Source organism: Streptomyces sporangiiformans, from assembly GCF_005768555.2.
GTDB classification, from domain to species: domain Bacteria; phylum Actinomycetota; class Actinomycetes; order Streptomycetales; family Streptomycetaceae; genus Streptomyces; species Streptomyces sporangiiformans.
This window is the reverse complement of sequence record NZ_VCHX02000162.1, coordinates 20,751-39,449: the sequence shown is the minus strand read 5'-3', so window position 1 is coordinate 39,449 and position 18,699 is coordinate 20,751. Positions and strand designations below refer to the sequence as shown.

Sequence of the window (18,699 nt, the reverse complement as noted above, 5' to 3'; positions counted from 1 at the left end):
CAGTTCCCCGCGCCTCTAAAGGGGCGCCTCCTGCACCATGGCCAGTAGCGCGCCCACTTCGACCTGCTGGCCGGGCACGGCGTGCAGGGCCGTCAGCGTGCCCGTCACCGGCGCGGAGATCTTGTGCTCCATCTTCATCGCCTCCAGCCACAGGAGGGGCTGTCCGGCCTCCACGTGGGCGCCCTCGGTGAGTCCCTCGGCGACGCGTACCACCGTGCCGGGCATGGGCGCGAGGAGCGAGCCGGGGGCCTGGTCGGCCGTCGGGTCGGGGAAACGGGGCAGGGCCGTGAGGGTGGTGGTGCCGACGTGGACCCGGTCGCCGTAGCGGCTGACCTCGAACTTCCGCCGCACCCCGTCGATTTCGAGGACGACCAGGTCGGGGGCGGCCCGCACGACGCGCACCCCTTCGGCGGTCAGGCCGTCACGGGTGTGGTGGTAGCGGACCTCGTGCTCGGTGCCGTCCGTCTCGTCGCGGTAGCGCTTGAGCTGTGGCTGCGAGGGCAGGTTCCGCCAGCCTCCGAACCGGGAACGTCCGTGGGCGTCCGCGAGCGCGGCCGCCAGGGGGGCGTACGGGTCCGGAGCGGGTGTCGTGAGGTCGCTCAGGTGCCGGTCGTAGAACCCGGTGTCCATGCGGCCCGTCGCGAACTCCGGGTGCCTGAGCGAGCGTACGAGGAGGTCCCTGTTGGTGACCGGTCCGTGCACCGCCGCCCGCTCAAGGGCGCCGGCCAGCTTGCGGATCGCCTCCGCGCGTGTGGGGGCGTGCGCGACGGCCTTGGCCAGCATCGGGTCGTAGTGGACGCCGATCGTGTCCCCGCCGGTGTATCCCGTGTCGAGGCGGACGCCGTCGGGGACGGTGAGGCGGTGCAGGGTGCCGGTCTGCGGGGTCCAGCCGTTCGCCGGGTCCTCCGCGTACAGGCGGGCCTCGATGGCGTGGCCCCGCGCGCGTGGGGGGTCGTTTTCGAGGGCGGCCCCCTCGGCGACACGGATCTGGAGGCCGACGAGGTCGATGCCGAACACCGCCTCCGTGACGGGGTGTTCGACCTGGAGGCGGGTGTTCATCTCCAGGAAGTGGGCCTTCGCCCCGGCCACGGGGTCGTCCGCGACCAGGAACTCGACCGTGCCCGCGCCCACGTAGTCGACGGCACGGGCGGCGCGTACGGCCAGCTCGTGCAGTTCTTCGGTGAGTCGCCGGGGCAGTCCGGGTGCCGGGGCTTCTTCGATCACCTTCTGGTGGCGGCGCTGCAGGGAGCAGTCGCGGGTGCCGAGCGGCCACACCGTTCCGTGCGTGTCGGCCAGGATCTGCACCTCGACATGCCGGCCGCCCTCCACGTAGGGCTCGACGAAGACCTCGCCGTCGCCGAAGGCGCTCAGGGCCTCGGCCCGGGCAGCCGCCAACTCGGCGTCCAGGTCGGCCAGTCGGCGTACCACGCGCATGCCGCGCCCGCCCCCGCCCGCGGCGGCCTTCACCAGCACCGGCAGATCGTCCTCCGTGACCTCGGTCAACGGGGCGAGTCCCATCAGCTCCTTCGCCCGCGTCTTGGAGGCCATCGTCTCGATCGCCTCGGGCGGCGGGCCGATCCACGCGAGGCCGGCTTCGGTGACGGCCCGCGCGAAGTCGGCGTTCTCGGAGAGGAATCCGTACCCGGGATGCACGGCGTCCGCGCCCGCGCTCAGCGCCGCCTTCACGATCAGTTCGCCGCGCAGATACGTCTGAGAGGGCGCCGCGCCCGGGAGGCGAACCGCCGCGTCGGCCACGCGCGCGTGCAGGGCGTTCTCGTCGGCGTCCGAGTACACGGCGACGGTTCGGATGCCCCGCTCCTGACAGGTGCGGAAGATCCGGCAGGCGATCTCACCCCGGTTGGCGACGAGCACACTCGTGATCAACACGTTCCCTCACATCCGGAAGACGCCGAAGCCACCGCGCGCGCCCTCGTAGGGCGCCGTGTGGAGGGCGGACAGGCACAGGCCGAGGACGGTCCGGGTGTCGCGCGGGTCGATGACCCCGTCGTCGTACAGCCGCCCGGACAGGAACATCGGCAGGGACTCCGACTCGATCTGCTGCTCCACCATGGCGCGCAGCGCCGCGTCGCCCTCCTCGTCGTACGGCTGCCCCTTGGCGGCCGCCGACTGCCGGGCGACGATCGACAGGACCCCGGCGAGCTGCTGAGGCCCCATGACCGCCGACTTGGCGCTGGGCCAGGCGAACAGGAAACGCGGGTCGTACGCGCGCCCGCACATGCCGTAGTGGCCGGCTCCGTACGAAGCGCCCATGAGCACCGACAGGTGCGGGACCGTCGAGTTGGACACCGCGTTGATCATCATCGCGCCGTGCTTGATGATGCCGCCCTGTTCGTACTCCTTGCCGACCATGTAGCCGGTGGTGTTGTGCAGGAACAGCAGCGGGATGTCGCGCTGGTTGGCCAACTGGATGAACTGGGCGGCCTTCTGGGACTCCTCGCTGAACAGCACCCCTTGGGCGTTGGCCAGCACGCCGACCGGGTAGCCGTGGAGGGTGGCCCACCCGGTCGTGAGGCTGGTCCCGTAGAGCGGCTTGAACTCGTCGAAGTCCGAGGCGTCGACGATGCGGGCGATGACCTCACGCGGATCGAAGGGCACCTTCAGATCGCCGGGCACGATCCCCAGGAGCTCGTCCTCGTCGTACTTCGGTGGGGCCGCCGGCCCCGGATCGGCGTACGCCTTGCGGTGGTTGAGGCGCGCGATCACACGGCGCGCCTGGCGGATCGCGTCCTGCTCGTCGACCGCGAAGTGGTCCGCGAGACCCGACACGCGCGCGTGCATCTCGGCGCCGCCCAGCGACTCGTCGTCGCTCTCCTCACCCGTGGCCATCTTCACCAGGGGCGGCCCGCCGAGGAACACCTTGGCGCGCTCCTTGACCATGATCACGTGGTCGGACATGCCGGGGATGTACGCGCCTCCGGCGGTGGAGTTGCCGAACACGACCGCGACCGTCGGGATGCCGGCGGCGGACAGCCGGGTGAGGTCGCGGAAGATGGCGCCACCGGGGATGAAGATCTCTTTCTGGGAGGGCAGATCTGCCCCGCCCGACTCGACGAGGCTGATGCAGGGCAGGCGGTTGGCGAGGGCGATGTCGTTCGCCCGCAGTGCCTTCTTCAGGCTCCAGGGGTTGCTCGCGCCGCCGCGTACGGTCGGGTCGTTCGCGGTGATCAGGCATTCGACGCCCTCGACGACCCCGATTCCGGTGACGAGGGACGCGCCCACCGTGTAGTCACTCCCCCAGGCGGCGAGCGGCGACAGCTCCAGGAAGGGTGTGTCGGGGTCGAGGAGCAGTTCGACGCGCTCCCGGGCGAGCGACTTGCCGCGCTCGCGGTGTCGTTGGACGTACTTGTCACCGCCGCCCGCGAGGGCCTTCGCGTGCTCCGCGTCGAGTTCGTCGAGCTTGGCGAGCATGGCCGCGCGGTGTGCGGCGTAGTCGGGGCTCCTGGTGTCCAGTGCGGTCGCCAGGACCGTCATAGCAGTACCTCCGGGATGTCCAGATGGCGGGCGCGCAGCCATTCGCCGAGGGCCTTGGCCTGTGGGTCGAAGCGGGCCTGGGAGGCGACGCCTTCCCCGAGGATGCCCGCCACGACGAAGTTCAGAGCGCGCAGGTTCGGCAGCAGGTGGCGTACGACGGTCAGGTCGGTGGTCTCCGGGAGGAGTTCGCGGAAACGGTCGACGGTGAGGGTGTGCGCGAGCCACCGCCAGGCGTCGTCCGTGCGCACCCAGACGCCGACGTTGGCGTCCCCTCCCTTGTCGCCGCTGCGGGCGCCGGCGACGCGGCCGAGCGGCACCCGCCGCACCGGCCCGTCGGGCAACGGCTCGGGCAGCGACGGCTGTTCGGCGGCTGCGAGGGCGTGGACGCGGTCGCGGTCGAGGCAACGGGGCGGCGGATCGATTCGTAGGCGGGTGCCGTCGGGCAGGACTGCCGTGTGTTCGACGGTGTCCTGGTCGACGTACGCGGCCTCGAACACCCCGTAAGGGCTGCCCTTCCCGGGCGGAGCCGTCACGTGGAAGCCCGGGTAGCTGCCCAGTGCCAGCTCGACGGCGGCCCCGCTGAGCGCGCGCCCCACGGTGTCCTGATCGGCGTCCCGCACCACGAGCCGGAGCAGCGCGCTCGCGGTCTCCTCGGTGTCCGCGTCGGGCCGGTCGGTGCGGGCGAGTTCCCAACGCACGTCGGCAGGGCGGGACTTGGCGAGTGCCTCGTCCATCTGCTGCCGCACGAGTGCGGCCTTGTCCTCGATGTCGAGGCCAGTGAGGACGAACACGACCTCGTTGCGGAAGCCGCCGAGCCGGTTGAGGCCGACCTTGAGTGTGGGCGGCGGGGCCTCACCGCGGACGCCGTCGATGCGGACGCGGTCGGGAGCCTCCTGGGTGAGCCTGATCGAGTCGAGCCGGGCGGTGACGTCGGGTCCCGCGTACCGGGCGCCGCTCGTCTCGTACAGGAGTTGGGCGGTGACCGTGCCGAGGTCCACGACTCCGCCGGTGCCGTCGTGTTTGGTGATGACGCTCGACCCGTCCTCGTGGAGCTCGGCGAGCGGGAAGCCGGGGCGGCGCAGTGTCTGGGGCTCGTGGTCGGTGAAGAAGGCGTAGTTGCCGCCGGTGGCCTGCGTGCCGCACTCCAGCACGTGCCCGGCGACGACGGCACCGGCGAGGCGATCGTAAGCGTCCGCAGACCACCCGAAGTGCGCGGCGGCGGGCCCGGTGACCAGCGCGGCGTCGGTGACGCGGCCGGTGACGACGACGTCCGCGCCCGCGCGCAGACAGGTGGCGATGCCCGCACCGCCGAGATAGGCGTGCGCGGCAAGGCTGTCGGGGAACCGCAGGGTGACGTCGTCGCCCTCGACGTGGGCGACACGCGCGGGGATGCCGAGGCGGTCGGCCAACTCCCGTACGGCGTCGGCGAGTCCGGCAGGATTGAGGCCACCGGCGTTGGCGACGATGCGTACGCCTCGCTCGTGCGCGAGCCCGAGGCACTCCTCCAGCTGCCCCAGGAAGGTCTTCGCGTAGCCCTTCTTCGGGTCCCTCAGCCGGTCGCGGCCCAGGATGAGCATGGTCAACTCGGCGAGGTAGTCCCCGGTGAGGACGTCCAGGGGGCCGCCGGTGAGCATCTCGCGCAGGGCGTCGAAGCGGTCGCCGTAGAAGCCGGAGGCGTTGCCTATGCGGAGGATCACCCCGCGGCTCCCTTCGGTTCGCGCCCGGCGCCCGGCGGTCCCGCGAACGCCTGCGCGATGTCCAGCCACCGGTCGGCGTCCGGTCCTTCGGCGTGTACGGCGAGGTCGGCGCGGTGGGCCCGCCGGGTGACCAGGAGACAGAAGTCGAGCGCGGGCCCGGTCACGCGCTGGGCGGCGTTCTCGGGCCCGTACGCCCATACGTCGCCCCCCGAGGGCGCGACGAGCTCCACCCGGAACTCCTCCTCCGGCGCGCTCAGTCCCCGCACCCCGAACGCGAAGTCCCGCGCCCGCACCCCGATCCACGCCACATGCCGCAGCCGGTCCGTGGGCGGCCTCGTCACCCGCAACGCGTCCATCACGTCCCGGCCGTGTGCCCAGGTCTCCATGAGACGCGCGGTGGCCAAGGAGGTGGCCGCCATGGGCAGCCCGTACCAGGGGAATCGCGTCCGCGCGGGCGCCGTGCGCAGCGCTCGCTGGAGCCCCTCACGCCCTGCCCGCCACTGGGCGAGCAGCCGCGCGGGCGGCAGGGCGGCGCCCGCCTCCGCTCCCTCGTCGACGAAGGTGTCCGGCACCGCGAGCGCCTTCTCCGCCTCCTTCACGAAGGCCTCCGGGTCGGTCACGGCGAGCAGCGCGGCCTGGTCCGTCCAGGCGAGGTGTGCGATCTGGTGGGCGATGCTCCAGCCGGGCGCGGGGGTCGCGCGCGCCCACTGTTCCTCGCTCAACTCGCCGACCACACGGTCGAGTTCGTCGCTCTCCTCGCGCAGGTCGTCGAGCACGGACGTCGCATCGGACACGGTGCGCTCCCTTCGGGGCACGGCGGTTGTGCCCCGCAGCATGGCAGCGCCCACAAAAACAAGCAAGCGTGCTTGTATTGATTTCTGGCCTTGATCAAGGCGCTGGACACGGCAGGCCGCCACGTTGAGGCAAGAAGGGCTGGGTGTTCTCGAAGTACCTCGCCGGCGGCGCGGCTTGGACCGTGTCCCGCAGGGTGCGTCGGACTGATCAGGCCGACTTGGCGCGCGTCAGATGGGCGTACGCGACCACGTTGCTCTGGTAGCCGGTCTTTTTGGAGAACCGCCCCCCGCAGGTGATCAGCCGAAGCTCCGGCCGACCGGTCTCCCCGTAGACCTGGTCGCTCGGGTAGCGGTCTTTGGGGTACTCCTCGACGGCGTCGATGGAGAAGACGGCGGTGGTGCGGTCCTTCCGCTCGATCTCGACTTCGGCTCCCGGGCGCAGGCTGCCCAGGCCGTAGAAGACGGAGAATCCTCGTTTGTTGTCGACGTGTCCAGCCATCACAGCGGTGCCGTTCTGACCCGGCGCAACGCCCCCCTCGTACCAGCCGACCAGGTTGTTGTCGTCCGGCGGGGGCGGCTCGAGGTGGCCTTCCGCGTCCAGCGTGAGGGGGATGACGGGGGCATCGACCAGGATGGCGCGGATGCGGATCCGGATCGGGGGCGAAGCACCCATACCGGGGATCGAGGGCTTTGTGGCCCGTCGACGGCCGTCGTCGGCCGTTGCCGGGAGGGCTTGTGCGGCTGACGGCCGGGGTGGGAGTTCCGTCCTGATGCCGTCCTGGACGAGCCACACACCGGTGGCCAGGACCAGGACCGCGGGGCCGATGACTGTGGCCCCTGGTCTTCTGAATCCATGCACTGTCGTCTCCTCTTCTGGCTCCGGCTGTGCTCGCCGTGGCGCCCGAAGGGGACCGCGGACAGTGGGGGCCCCACAGCGAACTCGGACTGTCGGTGCGGGGACCCGTTGTCAGAGATTCATTCATCGCGCCATCGGACTTTCGGTCCTCCCGTCCATCACAACCGGACCGAACGAGTGATTGTGCGTATCGGCTGACCAATTCCGGCGTCGGTGTCGGCGGGTTCCTCTGACGGGATGTCACCGCCGCGGCCACCGGAGCACGATGGCCCGACTTGGATTCATCCGTATGCGCCAGCCTCAATGAAGGCAGGGAGCGAGATTTTTCATACCGTATGTCTACGAATTCCACTTCTCTCATTCTCTTTGTGTATCCCGCGAGATGAGAGCGCGAAGTGCATCGGTCGATTGCATCACATTCCATCGGACCCTCTTCAAGGAGCTAGGCGCCTCGATGAACTCGCACAATTCTGCCGCGCCGCCGCACCGGCGCAGATTCACCGCCTGGGTCTCCAGGGCCCTCATGCTGGCTGTCGCTGCGGGGATGTCGGTGCTTCCGACTCCCGCCCACGCGATCGGCGTTGCCGTACCACTCGGCACGGCGGGCAGCTTCGCCGTCCTGGCCGGCCAGACCGTCACGAACACCGGTCCCAGCACCATCACCGGGAATGTCGGGGTGCATCCGGGGGAAGCGGTGACCGGCTTTCCTCCGGGCACGGTGAACGGCGCCATCCACCGGGGCGACACCGTCGCGCAGCAGGCGAAGAGCGACCTGACGGTCGCCTACAACAACGCTGCCTCCCAGGCGTCTGACGCCAGCGTCTCCGGTGACCTCGGCGGCCGGACACTGGATCCGGGCGTCTACACCGCCTCCTCGTCGATCGGGCTCACCGGCACTCTCACACTCGACGCCCATGGCGACCCCAACGCCGTCTGGATTTTCCAGGTCGGGTCGGCGCTGACGACGGCTTCCGCCAGCCGGGTGCGCCTGGTCAACGGGGCCGCGCCGTGCAACGTCTTCTGGAAGATCGGTAGCTCCGCCACGCTCGGGACCAACTCCACCTTCGTGGGCAACATCCTGGCGCTGACCTCGATCACGGTCACCACCGGGACGACCATTGACGGCCGGGCGCTTGCGCGGAATGGGTCGGTCACGCTGGACGACAACACCATCACGCGGAGAACCTGCGCGACGGGTGGGACGACGTCCGGAACCACATCTGGGACCACCGCCGGTTCAACGTCCGGAACCACATCTGGGACGACGTCCGGTACAACGTCCGGGACGACGGCCGGGTCAACGTCCGGAACCACCGCCGGTTCAACGTCGGGAACCACATCTGGGACGACGGCCGGGTCAACGTCCGGAACCACCGCCGGGACGACAGCTGGTGGAGACTCCGGCGGTAACCGCCCTCCGGTCGGCGGCGTGGGCACCGGCTCCGGTGGCGCCGCGCGGGGACTGAACGCCACCGAGATCACCGTCGGCGTCCTCCTCATCGGGCTGTCGTTGATCGGCGCCGGCGTCTTCGTCGTCCGTCGACGCGCACTGACCGCGTCCTGACCCACGACCCCACCGCACACCTGTGGTCATGTCCCCGCGTGGGTGAATTCATGCGGGGACATCGCGGTGTGCGAGCACGCACCGAAGCGAAGGCAGGAAGATGCGCGAGGCGCCGGCTGGTGAAAAGGAAACGATGAGCAACGCCGACCACGAAGGCTCGGAGAATGAACGGCCGCCGGGAAGTCTCGTCACCGCGCCTCCGCCAGAGACGGAACCGGTGAGCGGCGCAGGAGCGGCACCTCCGTCCCTGTCGCCGTCGGCCGAGCTGACGGTCGCCTTCGCGACCGGCGTCTGCGTCCTGGCGGCCCTCGCCCATGTCTGCCTGGTGTTCCTGCACGTCGCACCGTCCACCGCGGTCTCCCAGCGGTACGAAAGGCAGATCGACGCTTGGATCTATCCCTACTTCGAGCAGAACTGGCAGCTCTTCGCCCCGAACCCGGAGTCGGTGCGCTTGAGGATCTCGGCCCGGACGGCGGCGATGGCTCCCGACGGCTCTCGGCAGGTAGGTGAGTGGCTCGACCTGACAGCGGTCGACGACGCCGCGGTTCGGCATTCGCCCTTCCCCAGCCACACGGCACAGAACATGCTGCGCCGGGCGTGGGCCGCCTACGACCAGCAGCCCACCCCGGAACGGGGCCGGATGCTCCAGAAGTATCTGGCGAACATCGCCGCCGAGCGCCTCGCCGCCCGCACCCGACACAGCTTCGAAGCAGTCCAGTTGCGCGTGGTCAGCACGCCGATCGCACCCTCGGCGCCGTCAACGCCGGCCAACGTGTCCTCCGGCGGCGCGCGCTCCGACGCCAGATATCTCCCGTGGTGGCAGGTGGAATCCCATGACCGCTGACCAGGCGACCGACCCTGTCATCAGGGTGTTCACCTTCCTCACCGGGCGGGCCGTCTCGCTCCACGCGGCAGCCGTCCTGCGGATGGGCTACGGGTTGCTCTATCTCGGCTTCCTGCTGCGCGAGTTCCCACACCGTGAGGAGATCTGGGGCCCCGGCTCACCATGGACCCCGGACCTTGCCCGCGAACTCCTGGGCCAGACGGGAGGGTTCAGCCTTCTCACACTTTCGGACAGCGGCATCTGGTTCGAAGCCTGCTACGCCATGGCTCTCGTGACGTCCGCGCTGTTCGCGCTGGGGTGGCACACCAGGGCGGTGTCGGTTCTGTTCGCCGTCATGGTGACCTCGTTCCATGGCCGCGCCGTCTTCATGACGGACGGCGGGGACAACCTCATTGTGCTGATGGCCCTCTATCTCACCCTCACGGCGTGCGGCCGCCGCTGGTCCCTCGACGCCCGTCGGGCACGGCTCCGATGCGCGGTGACGGGAGCTGGGAGGGTGCCCCGATGGCGGCAGCAGGCCGGACTGGTCCGCGGCCGGCTGGCCACGCTCGTCCACAACTGCGGCATGTTCGTCATCGCGGCCCAAGTCTGCGTCCTCTACGGATCCGCCGGCCTCTACAAGGTGCAGGGCAACCTCTGGCGCGACGGCACCGCGCTGCACTACGTCCTGCACCTCGACCTGTTCCGGCCCTGGCCCGAACTCTCCCAACTGGCCGACGGTCACGCCCTTCTCCTCACGGTCGCCGGCTACCTGACCGTGCTGGTTCAGGTGGCCTTCCCCTTCACCCTGTTCAGCAGGCTCAAGTACGTCACCTTGGCCCTCCTGCTAGGCATGCACCTCGGTATCGCCGTCCTCCTGGGGCTGCCCGTCTTCTCCGGTGCCATGATCATCGCCGACGCCGTCTTCTTGCCGGACGGCCTCCTCCTCCGCGCCGCCCGGCCCCCTTGGCGCCGTCCCCCTACCACCCCCGGGCCGCTCGTCCCCCTGCCTGCCCAGACCGCTCCTGACTCGCTCGACACCGGAGCTGTCCGGAGCGGAAGCTGACGAGCCGTCAGCCATGGAGGGTACGGCCTTGGTCGGCGGTACTTCAGTCCGTGAGCGAAGGCGCCCCGAGCCGTGCGAACGGCTCGGGGCGCCCTGTGTGTTCCAGGTCGCCGGTCAGACCGCGTGGTGCTCGGCGCTGACGCCGCCGGGGGCGATGCCCGTGCTCCACGACGGGCAGGCCGCGACCGCCTGCGCGCCCTGGCCGGGCTCCAGACGGACCCATTCACTGGAGACGTCACATGCCAGGCCGCAGACGATGTTCACGCGGAACTCGACCGGACCTGCGGTGTTGTTGTCGCGGTTGGCGTAGCCCTCCAGGTAGTCGCTCTCGCTGACCCCGGTGCTGCACGGCACGTCCTGGGCTGCCGGCACGTCCAGTCCCGCCCCAGCATCCTGCGCCTGCGCGACGGGACCGGTGAGACCGAGCGTGAGAACGGCTCCGGCGCCGACGGCGAGAAGGGACAAGCTCGTTCGCATGGTGAATCACCGTTTTCAGACACTGAGCGGGAGTGAGTCCTGGTGCCAGGACTGCTGCTCGGTGGCGCTGCCCCGAACGGTGCTGGGCAGGCTGGTCCCCCGCTTTCGCTCCACGACCGGCGACGCGCGTCTGGTGCGTGGTCCGGGCAGGTGGGGGCGGGTTTCCTCACGCCTTCCGGTGTCCGGTCGGGCCTGTGTGGCGGGCTGCCAGGACGCGGTCACATACCAGCGGCCGCGTGCCGTGTCCTGGTGGATGCGGTAGGCCACCGCCCGGTTCGCGATGATCCGATCCCGCCACTCCGCACCCCGATGCTGAAAGCGCACGGTCGCGTCCAGTACGTACCGGCCGTTGGGGGCGTTGGCCAAATGGGCCAGCGGCGCCGGAAGCTTGATCGAAAGTCGGCCGGTGTCGGTAACGCGGATCGTCTCGTTGCCGAACCGCGCCTTGGCGCCCAGCGGACGCGCCAGCCGCGCCTCCATCGAGGCGACCTGAGCACGCAGCCACACCATGTGGGCCACCTGCCCGCGCCGGGCCAGGGCCCACTGATCATGGGTGGCGCACCGCCCACGACACCGCATCATGCGCCGGGCCCTGCCGGGACCGCTGGTGGAGATCCCCGGATGCCAGTGATCCGAGGAAAACGCCTACCTGGGCCAGTACGGCGGCATCCCCCTGCGACACCCGCATCCGATCCCGGACCGCCACCCCACCAGGACCGGGCACCACGAACGACGCCGCCAACTCCCGTATGACACGCACGCGCGTGGCACGCGTCACGCATCACGCGCCTACGGCTCAGGTGACGTTCTTGGGCTTGCCCCGCCCCACCTGTGTCCGTACCGCGCCCATGCTCGCGGCGATGACCAGGGCGATCGCGAGGGACTCCGTCGGGGTCAGGGTCTGGCTGAGGACGAGGAAGCCGGCGAGCGCGGCGACGGCCGGTTCCAGGCTCATCAGGATCGCGAAGGTGGAGGCGGGAAGGCGGCGGAGGGCGAGGAGTTCGAGGGTGTACGGGAGGACGGAGGAGAGGACGGCCACGGCGGCGCCCAGGGCGATCGTCGTCGGGTTCAGGAGCTTCGCCCCGGATTCGACGATCCCCAGGGGAAGGAAGAGCACCGCCGCGACCACCATGGCCAGCGCCAGCCCGTCGGCCTGGGGGAAACGGCGGCCCGTTCGCGCGCTGAAGATGATGTACGCGACCCACATGGCACCGGCGGACAGGGCGAACGCGACTCCGAGCGGGTCGAGGCTGTCGAAGCCGCCTCCGCCGAGCAGGAAGACGCCGGCGAGGGCGAGAGAGGCCCACACGAGGTTGATCGCACGGCGGGAGGCCAGGACGGAGAGCGCGAGGGGGCCGAGGACTTCGAGGGTGACGGCGGGGCCGAGCGGTATGCGGGCGGCGGCCTGGTAGAAGAGGCCGTTCATGGCGGCCATGGTGATACCGAAGACGACCACGGTTCCCCAGTCGGCCCGCGTGTGCCCCCGCACTCCGGGCCGGCAGATCACGACCAGTACGAGCGCGGCCACCACGAGCCGCAGCGTCACCACGCCGAGCGCTCCGGCCCGCGACATCAGGCTCACCGCGAGCGCCCCGCCGAACTGAACGGATATCCCTCCGGCGAGCACCAGCCCGACGGGCCCGAGCGAGGCCCATCCCCGCCCCCGGCCTCGGCCTCGGCCCTGATCCTGATCCTGATCCTGGCCCTGGATACGGTCGCCCGCCGCCGCGGCAGGCTCCGGCGCCGACTGGGCGGCCTCGACCGGGCCTGCGGCCGCGGCCGCGCCGTCCGACGCGGACCGGTCTGCGCGGGGGAGGTTCACGGGGGCCGTCCAAGAAGATCGAAACTGTCCATCATGCTGCACTTCGAAGTGCAGAGTAGTGGACCAGGCCAGGAGTGTAAACGCATGTGGCAACTTACATTCCGTCAGATGCGCAGGCGGCGGCCGAACCCGTCCACGGCCAGGGCCAGGGCCAGGGTCAGCGGCGCGCCATGTACAGGTCCAGCGCCTTGTGCAGCAGGCGGTTGAGCGGGAAGTCCCACTCGCCGAGGTACTCCACCGCCTCGCCGCCCGTGCCCACCTTGAAGCGGAGCAGGCCGAGCAGGTGGTTGGACTCGTCCAGGGTGTCCGTGATGCCGCGCAGGTCGTAGACGGCGGCGCCTAGTTCGTGGGCGTCGGTCATCATGCGCCACTGGATGGCGTTGCTGGGCTGGACCTCGCGCCTGCGGCTCGTGGAGGCGCCGTACGAGTACCAGATGTGTTCGCCGACCGTCAGCATCGTGGCCGCCGCGAGGACCTCGCCCTCGTGGTGGGCGAGGTAGAGGCGCATACGGTTCGGGTCCTCGGCGGTCAGGGCCGTCCACATGCGCTGGAAGTACGGGAGGGGGCGCGGGATGAAGCGGTCGCGTTCCGCGGTCTCGGTGTACAGCTCGTAGAAGGCCGGGAGGTCGTCGTAACCGCCCTGCACCACCTTCACCCCGGCCTTCTCGGCCTTCTTGATGTTGCGGCGCCACTGCTGGTTGAGGCCCTGGCGGATCTGCTCCAACGACCGCCCGGCGAACGGCACCTGGAAGACGTACCGCGGCTGCCCGGCCGCGAACCCGTCCTCGCCGCCCGGCTCGGTCTGCCGCCAGCCCATCCGTCGCAGCCGTTCGGCGATGCCGGCGGCCCCCGGCTCGTGCGAGGTCGCCTCCGCGTCCCGCAGCCACCGCGCCCCCGGATCGGCGATCGCCGCCTTGACCGCCTCCGCGTTCCAGCGGCGTACGACGACCGGCGGGCCCATCTTCACCGAGAACGCGCCCCGGCCCTTGAGGTGGGCCAGCATCGGCTCCAGCCACCGCACGGCGAGATCCGAGGCGTGCCAGTCGATGACCGGCCCCTCGGGCAGATACGCCAGGTACCGCTTCAGCTTCGGCAACGGGCGCAGGAGGACCAGTCCCGCTCCGACCAGCCGTCCGTCCTCCTCGAACCACCCCACACTCTCCGCCCGCCAGTCCGGCTTCACGTCGCCCCAGGACGGGACCTGCATATGGCTGATGGACGGCCGGGTCCGGATGAACGCCAGATGTTCTTCGCGAGTGATCGCCTGGAGGCGGAGGGGCATGGGGGGCTCCTTGAGGTCCGCGCATCAGCCTATGCACGAGGGCCCGCCAGATCCGGTTAGCGCGTCCCGGACGTCACCCCTCGCGACGTCCGTCCAGCCCCTCCGCGAGCACCTCCGCGAGCACCTCCGCCAGATGCCGTCCCCGCACGTTCGCCAGCTGTGCCAGCTGCGTGCGGCAGGAGAAGCCGTCCGCCAGGACCACCGCCTCGTCCGGTGCCGTCCGGACCGACGGGAGGAGTTGGTCCTCCGCGCACGCCGTCGAGACCTCGTAGTGGCCCTTCTCGAAGCCGAAGTTGCCCGCCAGGCCGCAGCAGCCGCCGGAGAGTTCACCGGTGAGGCCCGCCGCCTCGCGCAGGCGGCGGTCGGGGCCGTCGCCGAGGATCGCGTGCTGATGGCAGTGGGTCTGGCCGACGGCCGGGCGGTCGAGGCGGGGCGGGGTCCAGTGGGGGGCCTGGCGTTCCAGGGCCTCGGCGAACGTCACCACCGCGTCCGCGAGCCGCCGAGCGCGCGGGTCGTCGTGGAGGAGTTCGGGGAGGTCCGTACGGAGGGCGGCCGCGCAGCTCGGTTCGAGGACGACGAGCGGCTCGCCCTCGGACGCGGCCAGGAAGGGCTCCATGCGGTCGAGCGTGCGCCTCATCACCGTACGGGCGCGGTCGAGCTGGCCGGTGGAGACGTAGGTCAGTCCGCAGCAGACCCCGGACGGCGGCAGCACGACCTGGCGTCCCGCGTCCTCCAGAACGCGGACGGCCGCCTTGCCGACCTCGGGCGAGAGATGGTCGGTGAAGGTGTCGGGGAAGAGAAGAGTGGTGGGCCGCCGCGCGTCCGTCGCGGGCGCGCCCCGGCGGGTCCGCTCCGGCAGGCGCCGGGTGCGGCGCCCGAACCACTGCCGGAACGTCTCCCGGGCCACCCGTGGGATCTCCCGCTCGGGCGCCACCCCGCCCAACCGCTTCGCCGGCGAGGCCAACGCGCGGACCGAGGCGAGGGAGTTGACCAGGCCGGCCATCCGCATACGGGTCAGCGCCCGCAGCCACACCGGCAGCCAGCCCATCGCGTAGTGCGCCGCCGGGCGTCGGCGCCCGGCGTAGTGGTGGTGCAGGAACTCCGCCTTGTACGTGGCCATGTCGACCTCGACCGGGCAGTCGGACCGGCATCCCTTGCAGGAGAGGCAGAGGTCGAGGGCGTCGCGGACCTCTGTCGAGCGCCAGCCGTCCGTGACCACCTCGCCCGCCAGCATCTCGTGCAGCAGTCGGGCGCGGCCGCGTGTGGAGTGCTCCTCCTCGCCCGTCGCGCGGAAGGACGGGCACATGACGCCCGGGCCCGAGCCAGGACCGGCAGCCGCCGTACGGCACTTGGCGACACCGACGCACCGGCGCACCGCCGCCGAGAAGTCCCCGCCGTCGTGCGGATACCCGAAGGCCACGTCCACCGGCTCGCGCGGCAGCACCGCGAACCGCAGGTTCGCGTCGAGCGGGGACGGCCGGACCAGCATTCCGGGGTTGAGCAGGTCGTCCGGGTCCCACACCGCCTTCACGCGCTCGAAGAGGCCCACCATCTCCTCGCCGTACATCTTCGGCAGGAGCTCGGCCCGCGCCTGCCCGTCGCCGTGTTCGCCGGACAGCGAACCGCCGTGGGACACGACCAGTTCCGCCAGCTCCTCCGAGAAACGGCGGAAGCGGGCCACACCGGCCGACGTCAGCAGGTCGAAGTCGATGCGTACGTGGATGCAGCCGTCCCCGAAATGCCCGTACGGCGTGCCGCGCAGGCCGTGAGCGGCCAGCAGCCCCCTGAAGTCCCGCAGGTACTCCCCCAGCCGGGCGGGCGGCACGGCGCAGTCCTCCCAGCCCGGCCAGGCCTCGCTGCCGTCCGGCATCCGCGTCGCCGTGCCGCTCGCGTCCTCGCGGACACGCCACAGGGCGCGCTGCCCGGCCGGGTCGGTGACCACGGATGCGTCGACCACGTCCGCGGCGCGCACGATCGCCTCGGCACGCGCGCGTGCCTCCCCCGCCGTGTCCCCGCCCGTCTCCACGAACAGCCAGGCCCCGCCCTTCGGCAGGCCGGCATCCGCGCGTACGAGATCCGCCGCCATGCCCTCCACCGTCAGCGGCCCGTACGGCAGCAGCCCCGCCGCGGCAGAGGCGGCCGCGCTCTCGTCCGGGTACGCCAGCACGGCCAGCGCACGCGCACGGGGGGCCTCGACGAGTCGTACGACCGCCTCCGTCAGCACGCCCAGCGTTCCCTCGGAACCGCAGAAGGACCGGGCGACGTCGGCACCCTTCTCGGGGAGCAGGGCATCCAGCGCGTACCCCGAGATACGGCGGGGCAGGTCCGGGAAGCCCGTGCGCAGCAGCCTCAACTCCCGCTCCGCCAGGTCGCGCAGACCCTCCGGAGCGCCCTGACCCGCACGCCCCGGCCGCAGGGACTCGCCCCGGGCGGTGACCACCGACAGTTCCCGCACGCTGTCGGCCGTCGTCCCCCACGCCACCGAATGCGACCCGCAGGAGTTGTTCCCGATCATCCCGCCGAGCGTGCACCGGCCGTGGGTGGAGGGGTCGGGTCCGAAGCGCAGGCCGTGCGGCGCGGCGGCCTCCTGGAGGCGGTCCAGGACGACTCCCGGCTGGACGATCGCCGTGCGCGCTTCGGCGTCCAGGGACACGATCCGGTTCATGTGCCTCGTGAAGTCCAGGATCACGCCCGTGCCGGTCGCCTGCCCGGCGATCGACGTGCCGCCCCCGCGCGCCACGACCGGCACCCCCTGCGCGCGGCACACGGACAGCGCCGCCGCCACGTCGTCGGCGTCCCGCGGGGACACGACGCCGAGCGGCACACGCCGGTAGTTGGACGCGTCCATGGTGGTCAGCGCCCGCGCGGTCGCGTCGAAGGCGACCTCACCGCGCACGGCGTTCGTCAGCCCGGCCCGAAGCTCCCCGAGATCCGTCATGTGACCCAGGATGCATCCCGTCACCGGCCAGCGAGCCGTCCTGCCACCGACGGCCGCTGATCACGTCCCGGGTTCGTGGGCGACTTGTGAAGGCAACGCCAGAACCTCCGCATGACGATCACCAACTCTCATATTCTGACCGCCCCCCCGCACACGCCCCCACCCGGAAGGCGACTCGACCCCATGACCGGCACCAGCGGCACCACCGGCACCACCGGCCCCGGCATCGGCGCCGTCGACGAGAAGCTCAGCTGGCTCATCGAGGACCTGATGGAACGCACGCCCGGCGCACAGCACGCGCTCGTGCTCTCGCGAGACGGCCTGAGGCTGTGCCGTACGGCGGGGCTCTCCGTCGACCAGGCCGATCAGCTGGCCGCGATCGCCGCCGGCATCCAGGCGCTGTCCCACGGGGCGTCCATGGAGTTCGGGGACGGCAGCGGGGGCGTACGGTCCGCGATGTCCGAGTTCCACGGCGGGGTCCTGTTCATCGTGGAGGCGGGCGCCGGCACGCACCTGGCCGTGGTCACCGCCGAGGACGCGGACCCCGGGATCGTCGGGCACAACATGAGCCAGTTCGTGGGTCAGCTCGGCGGACACCTGGCCGCGCAGCCACGTACGCCCTGATCCGGGGCGGGCTCGGGGAAGGAAACCGCGTCTCATCCGACGGACGACGTTTCGCCCAGGTTTCCCGGAGCGGCTAGGCTCCCGGCGTGGCTGATATCCAGATTCCCGCTGACATCAAGCCCGCCGACGGACGATTCGGCGCGGGCCCCTCCAAGGTGCGGACGGAGGCACTGGCCGCGCTGGCCGCCACCGGTACGTCCCTCATGGGCACCTCCCACCGCCAGGCCCCCGTCAAGAACCTCGTCGGCAAGGTCCGCGAGGGCGTGCGCGACCTCTTCTCCCTCCCCGAGGGCTACGAGGTCGTCCTCGGCAACGGCGGCTCCACCGCGTTCTGGGACATCGCGACCCACGGGCTCATCGAGAACAAGTCGCAGCACCTCTCGTTCGGCGAGTTCTCCTCCAAGTTCGCGAAGGCCGCCAAGCTCGCCCCGTGGCTGGCCGAGCCCTCCGTCATCGCCTCCGACCCGGGTACGCACCCGGACCCCGAGGCCGAGGCGGGCGTGGACGTCTACGCCCTCACCCACAACGAGACCTCCACGGGCGTCGCGGCCCCGATCAAGCGCGTCGCGGGTGCCGACGAAGGCGCCCTCGTGCTCGTGGACGCCACCTCCGGCGCCGGTGGTCTGCCGGTCGACATCACCGAGACGGACGTCTACTACTTCGCCCCGCAGAAGTCCTTCGCCTCGGACGGCGGCCTGTGGGTCGGGATCTTCTCCCCGGCCGCGATCGAGCGCGCCGAGCGCGTGCACGCGTCCGGCCGCCACGTCCCGGAGTTCTTCAGCCTCCCGACGGCGATCGACAACTCCCGCAAGAACCAGACGTACAACACCCCGGCCCTGTCCACGCTCTTCCTCCTGAACGACCAGTTGGAGTGGCTCAACGGCCAGGGCGGCCTGGACTGGTCGGTCCGCCGCACCGCGACGTCCTCGCGCACGCTCTACGGCTGGGCCGAGGACATCAAGTACGCCACCCCGTTCGTCACCGACCCGGCCAAGCGGTCCCAGGTGATCGGCACGATCGACTTCTCCGAGGACATCGACGCGGCCGCCGTCGCCAAGGTGCTGCGCGCCAACGGCATCGTCGACACCGAGCCCTACCGCAAGCTCGGCCGCAACCAGCTCCGCATCGCGATGTTCCCGGCGATCGACCCGGCGGACGTCGAGGCGCTCACGAAGTGCGTCGACTACGTGATCGAGCGGCTGTAGTCGCAAGCCGTACGGCCGCACGGCAGTCGTAAGCCGTACGTACGTCGACGGGGGCGCCC

Annotated in this window: 14 protein-coding genes and 1 pseudogene; 5 read left to right on the top strand and 10 right to left on the bottom strand. The window is 71.1% G+C overall.

Going from position 1 to position 18,699, the window contains the following annotated elements:
- Positions 1 to 15 precede the first annotated feature (15 nt).
- The 5 genes from FGD71_RS26745 to FGD71_RS26725 form a co-directional block, all read right to left on the bottom strand.
- A complete protein-coding gene (locus FGD71_RS26745) occupies positions 16 to 1,884 on the bottom strand; it encodes an acetyl/propionyl/methylcrotonyl-CoA carboxylase subunit alpha (protein ID WP_119103082.1) in 1,869 nt (622 codons plus the stop codon).
- Positions 1,885 to 1,893: 9 nt separating this feature from the next.
- Positions 1,894 to 3,492 (bottom strand): acyl-CoA carboxylase subunit beta, encoded by a 1,599-nt coding sequence (locus FGD71_RS26740; RefSeq protein ID WP_119103081.1) that lies wholly within the window; start codon positions 3,490 to 3,492, stop codon positions 1,894 to 1,896.
- Positions 3,489 to 5,126, bottom strand: a complete 1,638-nt coding sequence (locus FGD71_RS26735; protein ID WP_420878351.1) for an acyclic terpene utilization AtuA family protein — start codon at positions 5,124 to 5,126, stop codon at positions 3,489 to 3,491. The genes FGD71_RS26740 and FGD71_RS26735 overlap by 4 nt, the downstream gene beginning before the upstream one ends.
- 59 nt (positions 5,127 to 5,185) lie before the next feature.
- Entirely contained in the window at positions 5,186 to 5,983 is a 798-nt protein-coding gene (locus FGD71_RS26730) for a TIGR03084 family metal-binding protein (RefSeq protein WP_119103079.1), read from the bottom strand.
- Between the two features lie 208 nt (positions 5,984 to 6,191).
- A complete protein-coding gene (locus tag FGD71_RS26725) occupies positions 6,192 to 6,842 on the bottom strand; it encodes a class F sortase (RefSeq protein WP_240436785.1) in 651 nt (216 codons plus the stop codon).
- 451 nt (positions 6,843 to 7,293) lie between these two features.
- Between FGD71_RS26725 and FGD71_RS26720 the strand changes: the two genes are divergently transcribed.
- From FGD71_RS26720 to FGD71_RS26710, 3 genes are all read left to right on the top strand, one after another.
- Positions 7,294 to 8,403 (top strand): ice-binding family protein, encoded by a 1,110-nt coding sequence (locus tag FGD71_RS26720; protein ID WP_119103078.1) that lies wholly within the window; start codon positions 7,294 to 7,296, stop codon positions 8,401 to 8,403.
- A gap of 217 nt (positions 8,404 to 8,620) precedes the next feature.
- Positions 8,621 to 9,247 (top strand): DUF5819 family protein, encoded by a 627-nt coding sequence (locus tag FGD71_RS26715; protein ID WP_240436784.1) that lies wholly within the window; start codon positions 8,621 to 8,623, stop codon positions 9,245 to 9,247.
- Positions 9,237 to 10,292: an HTTM domain-containing protein gene (locus FGD71_RS26710; protein ID WP_119103077.1), complete on the top strand. Its 1,056-nt coding sequence runs from the start codon at positions 9,237 to 9,239 to the stop codon at positions 10,290 to 10,292. Before FGD71_RS26715 ends, FGD71_RS26710 begins: the two co-directional genes overlap by 11 nt.
- 114 nt (positions 10,293 to 10,406) lie before the next feature.
- On the opposite strand, the gene FGD71_RS26705 is transcribed toward FGD71_RS26710, so the two are convergent.
- The 5 genes and pseudogenes from FGD71_RS26705 to FGD71_RS26685 form a co-directional block, all read right to left on the bottom strand.
- Complete coding sequence (locus FGD71_RS26705) at positions 10,407 to 10,769, bottom strand: hypothetical protein (protein WP_140935950.1); 363 nt, start codon at positions 10,767 to 10,769, stop codon at positions 10,407 to 10,409.
- Positions 10,770 to 10,952: 183 nt separating this feature from the next.
- Positions 10,953 to 11,529: pseudogene (locus FGD71_RS26700) on the bottom strand (IS200/IS605 family accessory protein TnpB-related protein); the annotation flags it as partial.
- Positions 11,530 to 11,565: 36 nt separating this feature from the next.
- The gene (locus tag FGD71_RS26695; protein ID WP_119103096.1) at positions 11,566 to 12,480 is read right to left on the bottom strand and encodes an EamA family transporter; all 915 of its coding nucleotides are present in this window, start codon (positions 12,478 to 12,480) and stop codon (positions 11,566 to 11,568) included.
- Positions 12,481 to 12,748: 268 nt separating this feature from the next.
- Positions 12,749 to 13,873 carry a lipid II:glycine glycyltransferase FemX gene (locus FGD71_RS26690; RefSeq protein ID WP_119103075.1) on the bottom strand — a complete coding sequence of 375 codons (1,125 nt, stop codon included), beginning with the start codon at positions 13,871 to 13,873 and terminating at the stop codon, positions 12,749 to 12,751.
- Positions 13,874 to 13,946: 73 nt separating this feature from the next.
- On the bottom strand, positions 13,947 to 16,811 hold the full coding sequence (locus FGD71_RS26685) for an FAD-binding and (Fe-S)-binding domain-containing protein (protein WP_119103074.1): 2,865 nt from the start codon (positions 16,809 to 16,811) through the stop codon (positions 13,947 to 13,949).
- 183 nt (positions 16,812 to 16,994) lie between these two features.
- Here FGD71_RS26685 and FGD71_RS26680 point away from each other — a divergent pair, with 183 nt between their 5' ends.
- Together FGD71_RS26680 and serC are read left to right on the top strand one after the other, a co-directional pair.
- The gene (locus FGD71_RS26680; protein ID WP_119103073.1) at positions 16,995 to 17,435 is read left to right on the top strand and encodes a roadblock/LC7 domain-containing protein; all 441 of its coding nucleotides are present in this window, start codon (positions 16,995 to 16,997) and stop codon (positions 17,433 to 17,435) included.
- A gap of 86 nt (positions 17,436 to 17,521) precedes the next feature.
- On the top strand, positions 17,522 to 18,640 hold the full coding sequence (gene serC / locus FGD71_RS26675; protein ID WP_119103072.1) for a phosphoserine transaminase: 1,119 nt from the start codon (positions 17,522 to 17,524) through the stop codon (positions 18,638 to 18,640).
- Positions 18,641 to 18,699: the final 59 nt, after the last annotated feature.

Bases quoted from the DNA above. Each gene is read 5' to 3' on its own strand.
- FGD71_RS26740 (WP_119103081.1), bottom strand. From the start codon at position 3,492: ATGACGGTCCTGGCGACCGCACTGGACACCAGGAGCCCCGACTACGCC.
- FGD71_RS26735 (WP_420878351.1), bottom strand. From the start codon at position 5,126: ATGCTCACCGGCGGCCCCCTGGACGTCCTCACCGGGGACTACCTCGCC.
- FGD71_RS26720 (WP_119103078.1), top strand. From the start codon at position 7,294: ATGAACTCGCACAATTCTGCCGCGCCGCCGCACCGGCGCAGATTCACC.
- FGD71_RS26710 (WP_119103077.1), top strand. From the start codon at position 9,237: ATGACCGCTGACCAGGCGACCGACCCTGTCATCAGGGTGTTCACCTTC.
- FGD71_RS26705 (WP_140935950.1), bottom strand. From the start codon at position 10,769: ATGCGAACGAGCTTGTCCCTTCTCGCCGTCGGCGCCGGAGCCGTTCTC.
- FGD71_RS26690 (WP_119103075.1), bottom strand. From the start codon at position 13,873: ATGCCCCTCCGCCTCCAGGCGATCACTCGCGAAGAACATCTGGCGTTC.
- FGD71_RS26685 (WP_119103074.1), bottom strand. From the start codon at position 16,811: ATGACGGATCTCGGGGAGCTTCGGGCCGGGCTGACGAACGCCGTGCGC.
- FGD71_RS26680 (WP_119103073.1), top strand. From the start codon at position 16,995: ATGACCGGCACCAGCGGCACCACCGGCACCACCGGCCCCGGCATCGGC.